General features: G+C 71.3%; 11 protein-coding genes. 6 read left to right on the plus strand and 5 right to left on the minus strand.

The genetic code is table 11. The annotated features are described in order from the left end of the window. Positions 1 to 39 precede the first annotated feature (39 nt). Together ACFWCH_RS12915 and ACFWCH_RS12920 are read left to right on the plus strand one after the other, a co-directional pair. A complete protein-coding gene (locus ACFWCH_RS12915) occupies positions 40 to 1,266 on the plus strand; it encodes an LLM class flavin-dependent oxidoreductase (protein ID WP_136035057.1) in 1,227 nt (408 codons plus the stop codon). A 1-nt stretch (position 1,267) separates the two neighbouring features. Continuing rightward, positions 1,268 to 1,912, plus strand: a complete 645-nt coding sequence (locus ACFWCH_RS12920) for an FMN reductase (RefSeq protein ID WP_136035054.1) — start codon at positions 1,268 to 1,270, stop codon at positions 1,910 to 1,912. Positions 1,913 to 1,967: 55 nt separating this feature from the next. Here ACFWCH_RS12920 and ACFWCH_RS12925 read toward each other — a convergent pair whose 3' ends face one another. Then, positions 1,968 to 2,660, minus strand: a complete 693-nt coding sequence (locus ACFWCH_RS12925) for a response regulator (protein WP_136045655.1) — start codon at positions 2,658 to 2,660, stop codon at positions 1,968 to 1,970. After that, positions 2,657 to 3,940, minus strand: coding sequence for an ATP-binding protein (locus ACFWCH_RS12930; protein WP_247638678.1), 1,284 nt, complete (start codon positions 3,938 to 3,940; stop codon positions 2,657 to 2,659). The genes ACFWCH_RS12925 and ACFWCH_RS12930 overlap by 4 nt, the downstream gene beginning before the upstream one ends. Positions 3,941 to 4,082: 142 nt before the next feature. Between ACFWCH_RS12930 and ACFWCH_RS12935 the strand changes: the two genes are divergently transcribed. Beyond that, positions 4,083 to 5,519 carry a cation:dicarboxylate symporter family transporter gene (locus tag ACFWCH_RS12935; RefSeq protein ID WP_247638679.1) on the plus strand — a complete coding sequence of 479 codons (1,437 nt, stop codon included), beginning with the start codon at positions 4,083 to 4,085 and terminating at the stop codon, positions 5,517 to 5,519. A 56-nt stretch (positions 5,520 to 5,575) separates the two neighbouring features. Here ACFWCH_RS12935 and ACFWCH_RS12940 read toward each other — a convergent pair whose 3' ends face one another. Continuing rightward, positions 5,576 to 5,752 (minus strand): DUF5302 domain-containing protein, encoded by a 177-nt coding sequence (locus ACFWCH_RS12940; RefSeq protein WP_168387276.1) that lies wholly within the window; start codon positions 5,750 to 5,752, stop codon positions 5,576 to 5,578. Continuing rightward, positions 5,749 to 6,375 (minus strand): VTT domain-containing protein, encoded by a 627-nt coding sequence (locus ACFWCH_RS12945; RefSeq protein ID WP_247638680.1) that lies wholly within the window; start codon positions 6,373 to 6,375, stop codon positions 5,749 to 5,751. The genes ACFWCH_RS12940 and ACFWCH_RS12945 overlap by 4 nt, the downstream gene beginning before the upstream one ends. A 140-nt stretch (positions 6,376 to 6,515) precedes the next feature. Here ACFWCH_RS12945 and ACFWCH_RS12950 point away from each other — a divergent pair, with 140 nt between their 5' ends. Beyond that, positions 6,516 to 8,456, plus strand: coding sequence for a GDSL-type esterase/lipase family protein (locus ACFWCH_RS12950; RefSeq protein WP_247638681.1), 1,941 nt, complete (start codon positions 6,516 to 6,518; stop codon positions 8,454 to 8,456). Between the two features lie 15 nt (positions 8,457 to 8,471). Here the strand turns inward: ACFWCH_RS12950 and ACFWCH_RS12955 are convergent, their stop codons facing one another. Further along, a complete protein-coding gene (locus ACFWCH_RS12955) occupies positions 8,472 to 9,782 on the minus strand; it encodes a UDP-glucose/GDP-mannose dehydrogenase family protein (RefSeq protein WP_136035045.1) in 1,311 nt (436 codons plus the stop codon). 362 nt (positions 9,783 to 10,144) lie between these two features. Between ACFWCH_RS12955 and ACFWCH_RS12960 the strand changes: the two genes are divergently transcribed. Next, positions 10,145 to 12,421: a polyribonucleotide nucleotidyltransferase gene (locus ACFWCH_RS12960; RefSeq protein WP_136036712.1), complete on the plus strand. Its 2,277-nt coding sequence runs from the start codon at positions 10,145 to 10,147 to the stop codon at positions 12,419 to 12,421. Between the two features lie 216 nt (positions 12,422 to 12,637). Beyond that, on the plus strand, positions 12,638 to 13,666 hold the full coding sequence (locus ACFWCH_RS12965; RefSeq protein ID WP_136035041.1) for an aldo/keto reductase: 1,029 nt from the start codon (positions 12,638 to 12,640) through the stop codon (positions 13,664 to 13,666). Positions 13,667 to 13,693 lie beyond the last annotated feature (27 nt).

The raw sequence follows: 13,693 nt of genomic DNA on the forward strand, positions 1-13,693 counted from the left end.
GGTGGCACGATCATCGGGTTCGGAGAACACGGAGCAATCATGAGCGAGCAGTCAGGCGCGCAGGCGATGCAGTTCGGCATCATGTCGGTCAGCGACATCACCCGCGACCCCACCACGGGCGTCACCCCCAGCGAGCAGGAGCGCATCAAGGCCACGCTGGCCATCGCCACCCACGCCGAGGAGGTGGGCCTCGACGTCTTCGCGATCGGCGAGCACCACAACCCGCCGTTCTGGTCCTCCAGCCCCACCACGTTCCTGGCGGCGCTGGCCGCGCAGACCGAGCGCCTGATCGTCTCGACGTCGACCACGCTCATCACCACGAACGACCCCGTGCGCATCGCCGAGGAGTACGCGATGCTGCAGCACGTGTCCGACGGCCGCATGGACCTGATGCTCGGGCGCGGCAACACCGGCCCGGTGTACCCGTGGTTCGGACAGGACATCCGTCAGGGCCTCCCGCTCGCGATCGAGAACTACGCCCTGCTGCACAAGCTGTGGCGCGAGGACGTCGTCGACTGGGAGGGCAAGTTCCGCACCCCGCTGCAGGGCTTCACGTCGACCCCGCGCCCGCTCGACGGCATCCCGCCGTTCGTCTGGCACGGATCGATCCGCACCCCGGAGATCGCGGAGCAGGCCGCCTACTACGGCGACGGGTTCTTCGCGAACAACATCTTCTGGCCGAAGGAGCACTACCAGCGCCTGATCGAGCTGTACCGCCAGCGCTTCGAGCACTACGGCCACGGCACGCGCGAGCAGGCCATCGTCGGACTCGGCGGGCAGGTGTTCATGGCCGCGAAGTCGCAGGACGCCGTGAACCAGTTCCGGCCGTACTTCGACAACGCCCCCGTGTACGGCCACGGCCCGAGCATGGAGGACTTCACCGAGATGACGCCGCTGACGGTCGGTTCGCCGCAGCAGGTCATCGACCGGTACGCGGGCATGCGTGAGCACTTCGGTGACTACCAGCGCCAGCTCTTCCTGATCGACCACGCCGGCCTTCCGCTGAAGACGGTGCTCGAGCAGCTCGACATCCTCGGTTCCGAGGTCGTGCCGGTGCTGCGCAAGGAGCTCGCGAAGGACCGTCCGGCCGGCGTGCCCGACGCCCCGACGCACGCGGCGCGCGTGAAGGCCGAGTTCGGCGACGGCCCCACGCGTCAGGCGCGACCCGGCGCCAACCGGGGCGACAACCTCACGGGCGACTCGCCCTACCAGGACACCCCGGCACCCGCGGGTGCCGCGTTCGGACTCGGCCGGAAGGAGGCCTGACATGACCACGCGTCGCATCGCCGTCGTCTCGGCCGGCCTGTCGAACCCCTCGTCCACGCGGATGCTGGCCGACCGGCTCGCCGCCGAGACCGTCAAGGCGCTCGCCGAGCGCGACATCCAGGCCACGGTCGACGTGATCGAGCTGCGTGACTACGCGCACGACATCACCAACAACCTGCTCACGGGCTTCGCGCCGCCCGCCCTGGAGACCGCGATCAACACGGTCGTCTCGGCGGACGCGCTGATCGCCGTGACCCCGATCTTCTCGACCAGCTACTCCGGCCTGTTCAAGTCGTTCATCGACGTGCTCGACCCGGACGCGCTGACCGGGAAGCCCGTGCTGATCGGCGCCAACGCGGGCACCCCGCGGCACTCGCTCGCAATCGACTACGCGATCCGCCCGCTGTTCGCCTACCTGCACGCGGAGGCCGTGTCGACCGGCGTGTTCGCGGCGTCCAGCGACTGGGGCGGCGCGGGCGACGACGTGGCCCCGCTCGCCAAGCGCGTCGAGAAGGGTGCCAGGGAGCTGGCCGAGGCTGTCGCCCGCCGCGAGGCGGCCACGGTCGTCGACCCGTACGACCCGGCGACCTATCTCGGTGAGGGTCGATCGTTCGGACACATGCTCGGCGGTCTCGCGGGCGAGTGACCCCGCGCCGACGTCCGCGCCCCGTCCCCGTGGAGACACGGGGACGGGGCGCGCGTCACCGCCCAGCCGGTCCCCGCCGCCAGGTGTACTCGGTCTCGGGTCGACCGCGCGTCCCGTAGCGGGCACCGCGCACCGCCACGCCCTCGACGACCAGGTGCTCGAGGTAGCGGCGCACGGCCACGCGTGACAGTCCGAGTCGCTCGGCGGCCTCGCGCGCGGAGAGCGGTCCGCGGGCGCGCAGCTCCGCCGTCACGCGCTCCAGCGAGGTCGCCGACAGCCCCTTCGGCAGGACGATGGCTCCGGTCGACCGACTCAGCAGCGCGTCGATCTCCGCCTGCGTCGCCGGGCCCGTCGTCCCGTGCGCCTGGGCACGATACGCCCGGTACTGCTCCAGCCGCTCCTGGAACACCGCAAACGCGAACGGCTTCACGAGGTAGTGGAAGACGCCGAGTGCCGCCATCTGCCGCACGGTCTCCGCGTCGCGCACGCCGGTGATCGCGATCACGTCCAGCGCCGCACCGCTCGCGCGGAGCGCGCGCAGCACCTCCAGTCCGGATCCGTCCGGCATCGTCACGTCGAGCAGCATCAGATCGAACGCGCCAGCGCCGGGTCGCTCGCGCACGGCCGTGAGAGCCGCGCGCGCTCCCGTGCACTCACCGGCCACCGCGAAGCCGTCCAGCCGCGCGAGGTAGGTGCGATGCAGCTCGAGGGTCAACGGGTCGTCGTCGACCAGCAGGACGCGGATCACGACCTGCTCCCGCGTGACGATGCCGACGGGAGGGTCACCCGGAACACCGTCGGCGGGCCCGCCACGGTCACGTCCCCGCCGGCCTCCCTCACGACGGAGCGGACGAGGGCCAGCCCGATGCCGCGCCCGTGCGGCCCCGCGGGCTTCGTCGTATACCCCTGGGCGAAGATCCGCTCCCGCTGATCGACCGGGATCCCCGGGCCGCTGTCCGCCACCTCCAGCACGATGCCGCCGCGATCGCCGCGCCGCAGCGACACCCGCACCCAGCGGTCTGCGGATTCCGCCGCGGCATCCATCGCGTTGTCGACCAGATTCCCGAGCACGGCCACCGCGTCGACGGGCGCCAGCGGGGTGCGCGGGGTGTCCGGGGCGATGTCCATCCGCCAGTCGATGCCGCGCTCGCGCGCCTGTGCGGCCTTGCCCAGCAGCAGTGCGCCCACCGCGGGGTCGCCGTGCTGCCGCGCCGTGACCTGGTCCACGAGGGACTGGCTCTGCCTGGACGTCTGCGTGAGGATCTCGATCGCCTCGTCGCGGCGGTCGAGTTCGAGCAGCGCCACCGCCGCGTGCATGCGGTTGCCGTGCTCGTGCGTCTGCGCCCGCAGCGCTTCGCCGAGGGTGCGCACCGACTCATAGGAGGAGACCGCGTCGCGCAGCTCCCCGGGCGGCAGGTCGCCCGCGAACCGCCGCGTCACCCGACGGGCGAGCAGGGCACCGCCCACCCCGAGCAGCACCAGTCCCGCCGTGATGGCGAGCGACAGCGGCAACCGCCGCACCAGGGTCTCGGAGATGGTCTCGGTCGTCACCCCCGTGGCGACCCAGCCCACCAGGGTGCCGTCATCATCGACAACAGGGACGATCGTCCGCACGGACGGACCGAGCGTGCCGCGGAACTCCTCGGTGAGCACGCGCGGGGTGGACGGGACCGTCCCGAGGTACGGCGCACCGATCTGAGTCGGATCGGGATGGGTGAGGCGCAGACCCTCCGGCGTCATGATCGTGACGAAGTCCAACCCCGCCCTGTCGATGACCTCCAGCGCGTACGGTTCGAGCGACGCGCTGGCGCTCGCCGTATCGCCGCGGGTGAGCAGTGCGACCACGTCCGGTGCGGAGGCGAGGGCGGCGGCTGTGGCGGCGGTGAGCCGTTCGGCCTCGGAGCGGACGGCACGCTGCGCCTCCACCACGAGGAACAGCGCGACGAGCGCGCCGACGACCACGGCGGTCACCACGAGCGCCGCGAATACCCGCGACGCGGCGCTGCGGCCTGGGGAGGCGTGCGCCATCCCGTTCCTCCGATCGTCGACGGGTCCGGCAGGGACCAATACGACCACAAATGGCGTCGTCGTGCGAGCGCGGAGACCGTGGAAGGGGTCGGGGGCAGAGAGGCCACCGGCTCGGACGACGACGTCGACACGAGGAGGACGCATGGCGCTCACGACGGGATTCTCCCTTCCCCGGTTCCACTGGCGGCGAGGCAAGCACGCCTGGGACCGCCACACCTGGCTGTACGTCTCGGTGATCATCGCGGTGGTGCTCGGCGCGGTCGTCGGGCTGGTCTGGCCGGAGGTCGGACGCGGGTTCGAGCCGCTGGGCACGGGATTCGTCGCGCTGATCAAGATGATGATCGCGCCGATCATCTTCTGCACGATCGTGGTCGGTGTCGGTTCGATCGCGAAGGCGGCGACGGTCGGGAAGATCGGCGGTCTCGCGCTGCTCTACTTCATGGTCATGTCGACCTTCGCGCTCGCGATCGGCCTGATCGTGGGGAACATCGTCCACCCCGGCTCCGGGCTCGACATGGCGAACGCCAGCTATCAGACGGAGACCACGGAGGCCACGACGACGCAGGAGTTCCTGCTCGGGATCATCCCCGCGACGTTCTTCTCCGCCTTCACGGGCGAGAGCGTGCTGCAGGTCCTCTTCATCGCCCTGCTCACCGGGTTCGCGCTGCAGGGGCTGGGTGAGCGCGGAGCCCCGATCATGGAGGCGGTCAAGCAGCTGCAGAAGCTCGTGTTCCGGATCCTCGGCATGATCCTGTGGCTGGCCCCCATCGGCGCCTTCGGGGCGATCGCGGCCGTCGTGGGCAAGACGGGGGTGGCCGCGATCTGGAGCCTCGGGATCCTGATGGTGGCGTTCTACATCACCTGCATCGTCTTCATCCTCGTGGTGCTGGGGACGCTCCTGTGGGCGGTCACCAGGGTCAACATCCTGTCGCTCATGAAGTACCTGGCCAGGGAGTACCTGCTGATCGTCGGCACGTCGTCGTCGGAGTCCGCGCTGCCGCGCCTGATCGCGAAGATGGAGCACATCGGGGTCTCCAAGCCCGTCGTCGGCATCACCGTGCCCACCGGCTACTCGTTCAACCTCGACGGCACCGCGATCTACCTCACGATGGCGTCGCTGTTCATCGCGACCGGGATGGGCCAGCCCATGTCGATCGGGGAGCAGATCGGCCTGCTGGTGTTCATGATCATCGCGAGCAAGGGGGCGGCGGGCGTCACGGGAGCGGGCCTGGCGACGCTGGCCGGCGGGCTGCAGGCGTACCGGCCCGACCTCGTCGACGGCGTCGGCGTCATCGTCGGCATCGACCGGTTCATGTCCGAGGGGCGGGCGCTGACGAACTTCACCGGCAACGCGGTCGCCACGCTGCTGATCGGCACCTGGACCAGGCAGATCGACCGCGACCGCGTACGCCGGGTCCTGAGCGGCGAGCTGCCGTTCGACGAATCACGACTCGACGGGGTGGACGCCCACGCGGCGCCGCACCCGCAGGCCACCGACGTCCAGGGACTGCACGAGGCCGCCGTCACCGAGATGTCCGCGAAGGAGGAGCGCGCGCGCAACCGGGCCCTCGGCGGATGACACGGGCGGGACAGGGATGCGGGAGCCGGTGATCACCGGCTCCCGCATCACCGCGGTCAACCGCTCTTGCGTCGGAACTCGCGTCGCGTCTGCGGGGCGTTGGCGGCGTGGACGGCGGAGTCGCCGTCGAGGTGGGCCTCGCCCTGCCGGTGGTGCGCGTTCTTCTTCTCGAGCGCTTCCTTGAACTTGCGCTTCATGTCCTCCGAGGAGGAGGCGCCTTCTTCGGTGCTCATGCCCCCGAGCCTAGGGCACCGTCGTCGCGCGCGGGGAGTCGGCCGCGGCGTCGCGCGGCGACCCGGTCCACAGCGAGTCCGAGCGCCACGGCCACGACGATCGACACCGGCACCGCGACCAGCGGCCCGCCGGGGAGCACCGCGGCGATCAGGGCGCCGACCGCGGCCTGGTACACCGCCCACCCGGTCGCCGCGACGACCACCAGGGGGAAGTAGCGCAGGGGTCGCACACGCGAGGCTCCGGCGACGAGGTTCACCGCGAGCCGCGCGAAGGGCACGAAGCGCGCCGTGAACAGCACCGTGGCCGCGCCGCGGTCGAGGCGCCGTCTGGCGCCGTCCAGCGCCTGCCACACGCGCGGCGCGCGCATCCACCGCCATCGCCGGGTCCCGACGAGCCGTCCGATCAGGTAGCAGCAGGCGTCACCGACGGCGGCGGCCGCGGCGGCGCACAGAACCACGGCCCAGAGCGGAGGACTGCCCGTCGTGACGGCCAGTGCGCCGAGTGCCGTCACCGCGATCTCGCCGGGGATCACGACGACGAACGCGTCACCCAGTACGAGCAGGCTCATGACCACGAGGCTCCACGGGCTCGCGAGCGCGTCGGCGAACAGATCGGTCGGCACGACGCCCAGCGTGCACGGCGCGGGTGAACGGCAACCGACGGGAAGCTGGCCGGTGACCCCCGGTCCAGCATCCGGTGAACATCTGGTGCACCGGGCCGTTTCCGGGCGGTGGCCGCTCGAGCCGCGGCCATCCTGTGGGTGTGAGAGTCGCGATCGTCACCGAGTCCTTCCTTCCGCACATGAACGGCGTGACCGGATCCGTGATGCAGATCCTCCGCCATCTCGAGCGCCGTGGACACGAGGCGCAGGTCATCGCGCCGGCGGCGGAGGGCATGCCGCGCGAGCTCCACGGCGCGCGGATCACGGCGGTGCCGAGCATGCCCCTTCCCGGCTACCGCGACGTGCGGGTGGGCGCGTCCGCCCCGGCGCGGATCATCGCGAGCTGGGCCGACTTCCGACCGGACGTGGTGCACCTGGCGTCGCCGTTCGCCCTCGGGTGGCGGGGCGTGCTCGCGGCGGAGCGGCAGGGAGTCGCCGCGGTGGCCGCATACCAGACCGATGTCGTGTCCTACGCCGAGCGCTACCGCGTGGCCGCGACAGCGGGGATCGCGCAGGCACACGTCACCCGGCTCCACCGGCGGGCCACCCTGACGCTGGCTCCGTCTGCCGAGTCCGCCCGACAGCTCGCTCAGCTCGGCGTCGACCGCCTCCGCCGCTGGGGGAGAGGCGTGGACGCGGAGCGGTTCCATCCGACGCGCCGCGACCCCGCTCTGCGTGCACGGTGGGGTGAGCAGACCGTGATCGGCTATGTCGGGCGTCTGGCCCCGGAGAAGCAGGTGGAAGACCTGGCCGTGCTCGCCGGGATCCCCGGTACCCGTCTCGTCGTGGTCGGCGACGGCCCGAGCCGTGCGCGCCTGCAGCACCTGCTCCCTGACGCCCTGTTCCTGGGCCACCTCGACGGCGACGCGCTCGCCGCGGCCCTGGCGTCGTTCGACGTGTTCGTGCACCCGGGGGAGAGCGAGACCTTCGGGCAGACTCTGCAGGAGGCGCACGCGAGCGGCGTCCCCGTGGTCGCGACGGGGCGCGGGGGACCGCTCGACCTCGTACGCAGCGGAGTCGACGGCTGGCTCTACCCTCCCGGTGACCTGCGGGAGCTGCGCCGGCGCGTGGGCGAGCTCGCGACCGATGCGCACACGCGGCGCGCGTTCGGCCGCGCCGGTCACGAGAGCGTCCAGGCGCGCAGCTGGGCGGCCGTCGGGGATCAGCTCCTCGGGCACTTCGCGGAGGCCGAGGAGCTGCACAGGACGGACGCGGCGGCGCGAGCCCGTCGGCTCGTGCGGCCCGAGCCCACGCCACCCGTGCCGCCGGCGCGCTGGCGCAGATACGTCGCGCTGGGCGACTCGCTGACGGAGGGACTGTGCGACCCGGGCGCGGATGGGGCGCTGCGGGGCTGGGCCGACCGACTGGCGCTGCTGCTCGCGGCGCGGGGCGGGTTGCACTACGCCAACCTCGCCATCCGGTCGAAGCGCGTGCAGGACGTCTGCGGGGAGCAGCTCGAGCGCGCGCTGGAGCTCCGACCCGACCTGGTCTCGATCCTCGTGGGCGCGAACGACCTCGTGAAGTACCGTGCCCCCGTGCCGACGCTCGCGGCACAGGTCGAGGGCGCGATCGTGCGACTGCGCGCCGGCGGCGCCGAGGTCGTGCTGGTGACGCCCTTCCTCCCCGGACGACGCGCGGCAGCCCTGTACGCGCGACGCTTCGCAGCTTTCGCGACCGCGCTCGCCGGGGTGGCCGCGCGGACCGGCGCCATCCTGATCGACACCGACCTGCATCCCGCGCTCGCGGAGCGACCGCACTGGGGGGAGGATCTCGTGCACCTCAGCAGTCGCGGGCACCGGTTCCTCGCCTATCGCGTCGGCGAGGTGCTCGGGGTGCCCCATGCCGAGGCCCTCGGCGCGCTCGACGCCGTGCTGCACGAGCACGAGTCGATCGGAGCCGGTGCGTGGTGGCGGCGGTACGCGCTGCCGTGGGTATGGCGTCGCCTGCACGGGAGGGCCGCGGGTGACGGCCGCCGCGCCAAGCACGACGACTACGTCTACCTCGGTCGCTCGTCCGTCGAGCGCGGCGCGCCGGTGGGCTGAGCGCGGGGGTGGCGCTCAGCGACGACCCATGCCGCGGTACGTCCAACCGGCCGCACGCCACGCCGCGGCGTCGAGGCAGTTGCGGCCGTCGACCACGACTCGTCCGCGCACGAGCGACCCCGCATGCGCGGGGGAGAGCGCACGCCGGTACTCGTCCCACTCCGTCACGACCACCACGGCGTCGGCCCCGCGGAGGGCCTCGTCCCGGTCGCTCGTGTATCCCAGCTGCGGGTGCAGGGCCCTGGCGTTGTCGATCGCCGCGGGGTCGGTGACCACGACGTCGGCGCCGAGGCCGCGCAGGCGCACGGCGACATCGAGCGCAGGGGAGTCGCGCACGTCGTCGCTGAAGGGTTTGAACGCGGCACCGAGCACCGCGATCCGGCGGCCGAACACCCGTCCGGCGAGGGCGTCGACCACGAGCTGCACCGCGCGGTCTCTGCGGCGGAGGTTGATCGCGTCCACCTCGTGCAGGAAGCCCACGGCCTCGCGCCGACCGAGCTCCTCCGCGCGCGCCGCGAACGCCCGGATGTCCTTGGGCAGGCAGCCGCCGCCGAATCCGATGCCGGAGCCGAGGTAGCGTGGCCCGATGCGCGTGTCGTGGCCGAGCGCCTCCGCGAGCAGGGCGATGTCGGCGTCCGCGGCCTCGGCGATCTCGGCCATGGCATTGATGAACGAGATCTTGGTGGCGAGGAAGGCGTTGGCCGCTCCCTTCACCAGCTCGGCGGTGGCGAGGTCGGTCGCGAGGAAGGGGGTTCCCGCCTCGATCGCGGCACGGTACACGTCGCGCAGGACCGCGACGGCGCGCTCGCCCGCTGCCCCGCTGTCCGCCCCCACCACGATCCGATCGGGGGTCAGGGTGTCGTGCACGGCCCAGCCCTCCCGGAGGAACTCGGGGTTCCACGCCAGCGTCGCTCCGCGGTCGTGCACGAGTCCGGCGAGACGCGCGGCGGTGCCGACGGGAACCGTGGACTTGCCCGCCACCACGTCGCCGGGGCGCAGGTGAGGGAGCAGCGCGTCGACGGCGGCGTCCACGAAGCGCAGGTCAGCGGCCGGGCCGTGCGGCTGCTGCGGCGTGCCGACGGCGAGGAAGTGCACGGTCGCGCCTGCCGCGTCCTCGATGCGGGTGCCGAAGCGGAGGCGCCCTGCCGCCCGACCCGACGCGAGGAGGTCGTCCAACTGCGGCTCGAAGAACGGGGCCTGCCCGCGGGAGAGCGCAGCCACGCGGCCCTCGTCGACGTCGACGCCGATCACCTCGTGTCCGAGCGATGCCATGGCCGCGGCGTGCACGGCCCCGAGGTACCCGCATCCGATCACTGACATGCGCATGGCCCCAGCAGAGCCGACGCCCTGGACGCACGGTCGACGGGAGGGTGAACACACCATGACCGGCGGGTGTCGACACTTTCGACGGCGAGAGCACGCGGGATCCGAGGACGTCGCTGGTAGGGTGGATCCGGTTGACTGCGGTCGACTGTACAACTTCACATCGACTCATGGAGCGATCGGCGGAGAAGCTGGTCCCCTGTGGTGGGTTCCTCGGCGCGGTCGTCGGGTGGCTTTCTACTGGTGGCCAGCGCAGGCGAGACTCGGGGAATCCCCGCGCGCCCGAACCCCACCGCATCCGCTCCTTCATGAACACCTCGCGCGTCACACGGGCCCGCGAGGCTAAACAAAGAAGGAGAGACCTCTTGGAAGGTCCTGAAATCACCGCCACCGAGGCCGTTCTCGACAACGGCCGCTTCGGCACCCGCACCATCCGCTTCGAGACCGGCCGCCTCGCGCAGCAGGCTCAGGGCGCTGTCGCCGCCTACCTCGACGGCGAGACCATGCTCCTCTCGGCCACCAGCGCGGGCAAGCACCCGCGCGAGGGCTTCGACTTCTTCCCGCTGACGGTCGACGTCGAGGAGCGGTCCTACGCCGCCGGCAAGATCCCCGGCTCGTTCTTCCGTCGTGAGGGTCGTCCCTCCACGGAGGCGATCCTGGTCTGCCGTCTGATCGACCGTCCGCTGCGTCCGTCGTTCGTCGACGGCCTGCGCAACGAGGTCCAGATCGTCATCACGGTCCTCTCGATCGCGCCGGGCGAGTTCTACGACGCGCTGGCGATCAACGCCGCGTCCGCGTCGACCCAGATCTCGGGCCTGCCGTTCTCCGGCCCCGTCGCCGGTGTGCGCCTCGCGTTCATCCCCGGCCACGGCGAGCACGCCGACCAGTGGGTCGCGTTCCCGACGGCCGAGCAGGTGTCGGAGGCCGTGTTTGACCTGATCGTTGCCGGTCGCGTTGTCACCAAGGCCGACGGCTCCGAAGACGTCGCGATCATGATGGTCGAGGCCGAGGCGACCGAGGGCAGCTGGAACCTGATCAAGGCGGGCGCCACCAAGCCCGACGAGAGCGTCGTGGCCCAGGGCCTCGAGGCCTCGAAGCCGTTCATCGCCCAGCTCGTGAAGGCACAGGCCGAGCTCGCCGCCACGGCGTCGAAGGAGCCGGGCGTCTACCCGGTCTTCCCGGCCTACAGCGATGAGGTCTACGACTTCGTGTCCGAGCGCGCGTTCGCCGAGCTGAGCGACGTCTACCAGATCGCCGACAAGACCGAGCGCCAGAACGCCGACGACGCCATCAAGGAGCGCGTCAAGGCCGAGCTCATCGAGGCCACCGAGGCGGGCTCGCTCCCGGCCGCGGCCCCGCTGGAGTTCTCCGCCGCGTACAAGTCGGTCACGAAGAAGATCGTCCGCGGGCGCATCCTCACCGAGGGCACCCGCATCGACGGCCGCGGGCTGGCGGACATCCGCCCGCTCGACGCCGAGGTGCAGGTCATCCCGCGCGTGCACGGCTCTGCGATCTTCCAGCGCGGCGAGACCCAGATCATGGGTGTCACCACGCTGAACATGCTCAAGATGGAGCAGCAGATCGACTCGCTGTCGCCCACGACCAGCAAGCGCTACATGCACCACTACAACTTCCCGCCCTACTCGACCGGTGAGACCGGCCGCGTGGGTTCGCCGAAGCGTCGCGAGATCGGGCACGGCTTCCTCGCCGAGCGCGCCCTCGTGCCGGTGCTGCCGAGCCGCGAGGAGTTCCCGTACGCGATCCGTCAGGTGTCCGAGGCGCTGAGCTCCAACGGCTCGACCTCGATGGGCTCCGTGTGCGCCTCGACCCTCTCGCTGCTGAACGCGGGTGTGCCGCTGCGCGCTCCCGTCGCCGGCATCGCGATGGGCCTGGTCTCCGACGAGGTGAACGGGGAGACCCGTTACGCCGCGCTGACCGACATCCTGGGTGCGGAGGACGCGCTCGGCGACATGGACTTCAAGGTCGCCGGTACGAGCGAGTTCGTCACCGCCATCCAGCTCGACACGAAGCTCGACGGCATCCCGTCGTCGGTGCTCGCCGGCGCGCTGACCCAGGCCAAGGACGCCCGTCTGACGATCCTCAACGTCCTGAACGCCGCGATCGACGCTCCCGACGAGATGGCGCCCACCGCGCCGCGCGTCATCAGCGTGCAGATCCCGGTCGACAAGATCGGTGAGCTGATCGGCCCGAAGGGCAAGACGATCAACGCGATCCAGGACGAGACCGGTGCGCAGATCTCCATCGAGGAGGACGGCACCGTCTACATCGGCGCGACCGACGGCCCCTCGGCCGAGGCCGCCCGTGCCCAGGTGAACGCGATCGCCAACCCCACCAACCCGGAGGTCGGCGAGCAGTTCCTCGGCACCGTCGTGAAGATCGCCACGTTCGGCGCCTTCATCTCGTTGCTGCCCGGCAAGGACGGCCTGCTGCACGTCACCGAGGTGCGCAAGCTCGCCGGTGGCAAGCGCGTGGAGAACGTCGAAGACGTCCTCTCGGTCGGTCAGAAGATCCTCGTCAAGATCACGAAGATCGACGACCGCGGCAAGCTCTCGCTGGAGCCCGTGCTCGACGACGCCCCGGCCGCTGAGCAGGCGCCGTCGGACGAGGCCGCGGCGGAGTAACTCCGCCCGTTCGTCTGGAGCCCGGCTCTCTCCGCGAGGAGGGGGCCGGGCTTCGTCGTCGGCGATGTGATCAAAACGTTATCGGAAGTTTCCGCGCCGTTCCCCGGATTGGTCGGGACGTCGGCTGCGGTCGCATACCCTCGAAGTACGCACCGGGGGGTGCTAGTCAGGCAGCGAGGCAGGTCGGCACGCACCGATCGATGCGGGGGTGAGAGTATGCGGTTGTTCAGCGTAGGCGCAGGAACAGCGGCTGATCGCGCCGCGCAGGAACACGAGGACCACCCGTCCGCCCCCATCCCCATCGTCGGCCCCGGCGTCGGCGAGGCCATCCGGCTCCCGCTCGGGGAGACCGGCTTCGAGACCTTCCCGCTCATGCTCGGCGCCGCCGAGTTCGGGTGGAACGTCGACCTGGAGACGAGCCACGGCATCCTGGACCGCTACGCCGAGATCGGCGGGAACGCCATCCACACGGCCGACGGCTTCTCCGGTGGTCGCAGCGAGCACATCCTCGGACAGTGGCTGCGGTCGCGAGACCAGCGGGACCGGGTCGTGTTGAGCGTCCGCATCGGCGCTCACGCCGACAACCCCGGACTCGGCTCGGTCAACCTCGTCCGCGCCGTCGAGGGATCGCTGACGAGGTTGGGCGTGGAGCGCATCGATGTGCTGTACCTCGACGCGACGCTCGATGCGACGACCAACCTGGAAGACACGCTCGCGACGGTCGAGTGGCTGATGGAGGCCGGCAAGATCGGCGCCGTCGGTGCCTACGGACTGAGCCCGGAGCGACTCGTGGAAGCGCGCATCCTGGCCTCGGCCGGATACCCCCGCATCACGGTCATCGACGCGCCGTACAACCTCGTGCGGCGTCAGCCGTTCGAGGGCGACCTGCGGCTGGTGGCCGGAGCGCAGAACCTCGCGGTCACGCCCTCGCACGCTCTCGAGCACGGCTTCTTGTCGGGGCGTCACCGCAACAAGGCGCTCACCTCGCGCGGCGTGCGCGGGGAACAGCTGCGCGGCCACCTCAACCGGCGCGGCATCAAGATCCTCCGTGCACTCGACCAGGTGGCCGAGGAGCTCGGGGTGCCCGTGGCCGCGGTCTCGATCGCCTGGCTCCTGGCGCAGCGCACGGTGACCGCGCCGATCGTGAACACGTTCGCGGCCGAGCAGGTGGACGAGCTCATGCAGGGTGCGGGTGTGGCACTGTCACGGAGTCAGGTGGCCGAGCTCTCCCGCGCGGGCAACTGAACGTCGGCCCACCCGTGACATAGGGTG

It is taken from the genome of Microbacterium sp. NPDC060132 (assembly GCF_042729675.1).
Classification (GTDB): Bacteria; Actinomycetota; Actinomycetes; order Actinomycetales; family Microbacteriaceae; genus Microbacterium; species Microbacterium sufflavum.

What these genes read in the sequence shown, in the direction of transcription:
- ACFWCH_RS12915 (WP_136035057.1), top strand. Translation starts at nt 40, where the DNA reads ATGAGCGAGCAGTCAGGCGCGCAGGCGATGCAGTTCGGCATCATGTCG.
- ACFWCH_RS12920 (WP_136035054.1), top strand. Translation starts at nt 1,268, where the DNA reads ATGACCACGCGTCGCATCGCCGTCGTCTCGGCCGGCCTGTCGAACCCC.
- ACFWCH_RS12930 (WP_247638678.1), bottom strand. Translation starts at nt 3,940, where the DNA reads ATGGCGCACGCCTCCCCAGGCCGCAGCGCCGCGTCGCGGGTATTCGCG.
- ACFWCH_RS12935 (WP_247638679.1), top strand. Translation starts at nt 4,083, where the DNA reads ATGGCGCTCACGACGGGATTCTCCCTTCCCCGGTTCCACTGGCGGCGA.
- ACFWCH_RS12940 (WP_168387276.1), bottom strand. Translation starts at nt 5,752, where the DNA reads ATGAGCACCGAAGAAGGCGCCTCCTCCTCGGAGGACATGAAGCGCAAG.
- ACFWCH_RS12955 (WP_136035045.1), bottom strand. Translation starts at nt 9,782, where the DNA reads ATGCGCATGTCAGTGATCGGATGCGGGTACCTCGGGGCCGTGCACGCC.
- ACFWCH_RS12965 (WP_136035041.1), top strand. Translation starts at nt 12,638, where the DNA reads ATGCGGTTGTTCAGCGTAGGCGCAGGAACAGCGGCTGATCGCGCCGCG.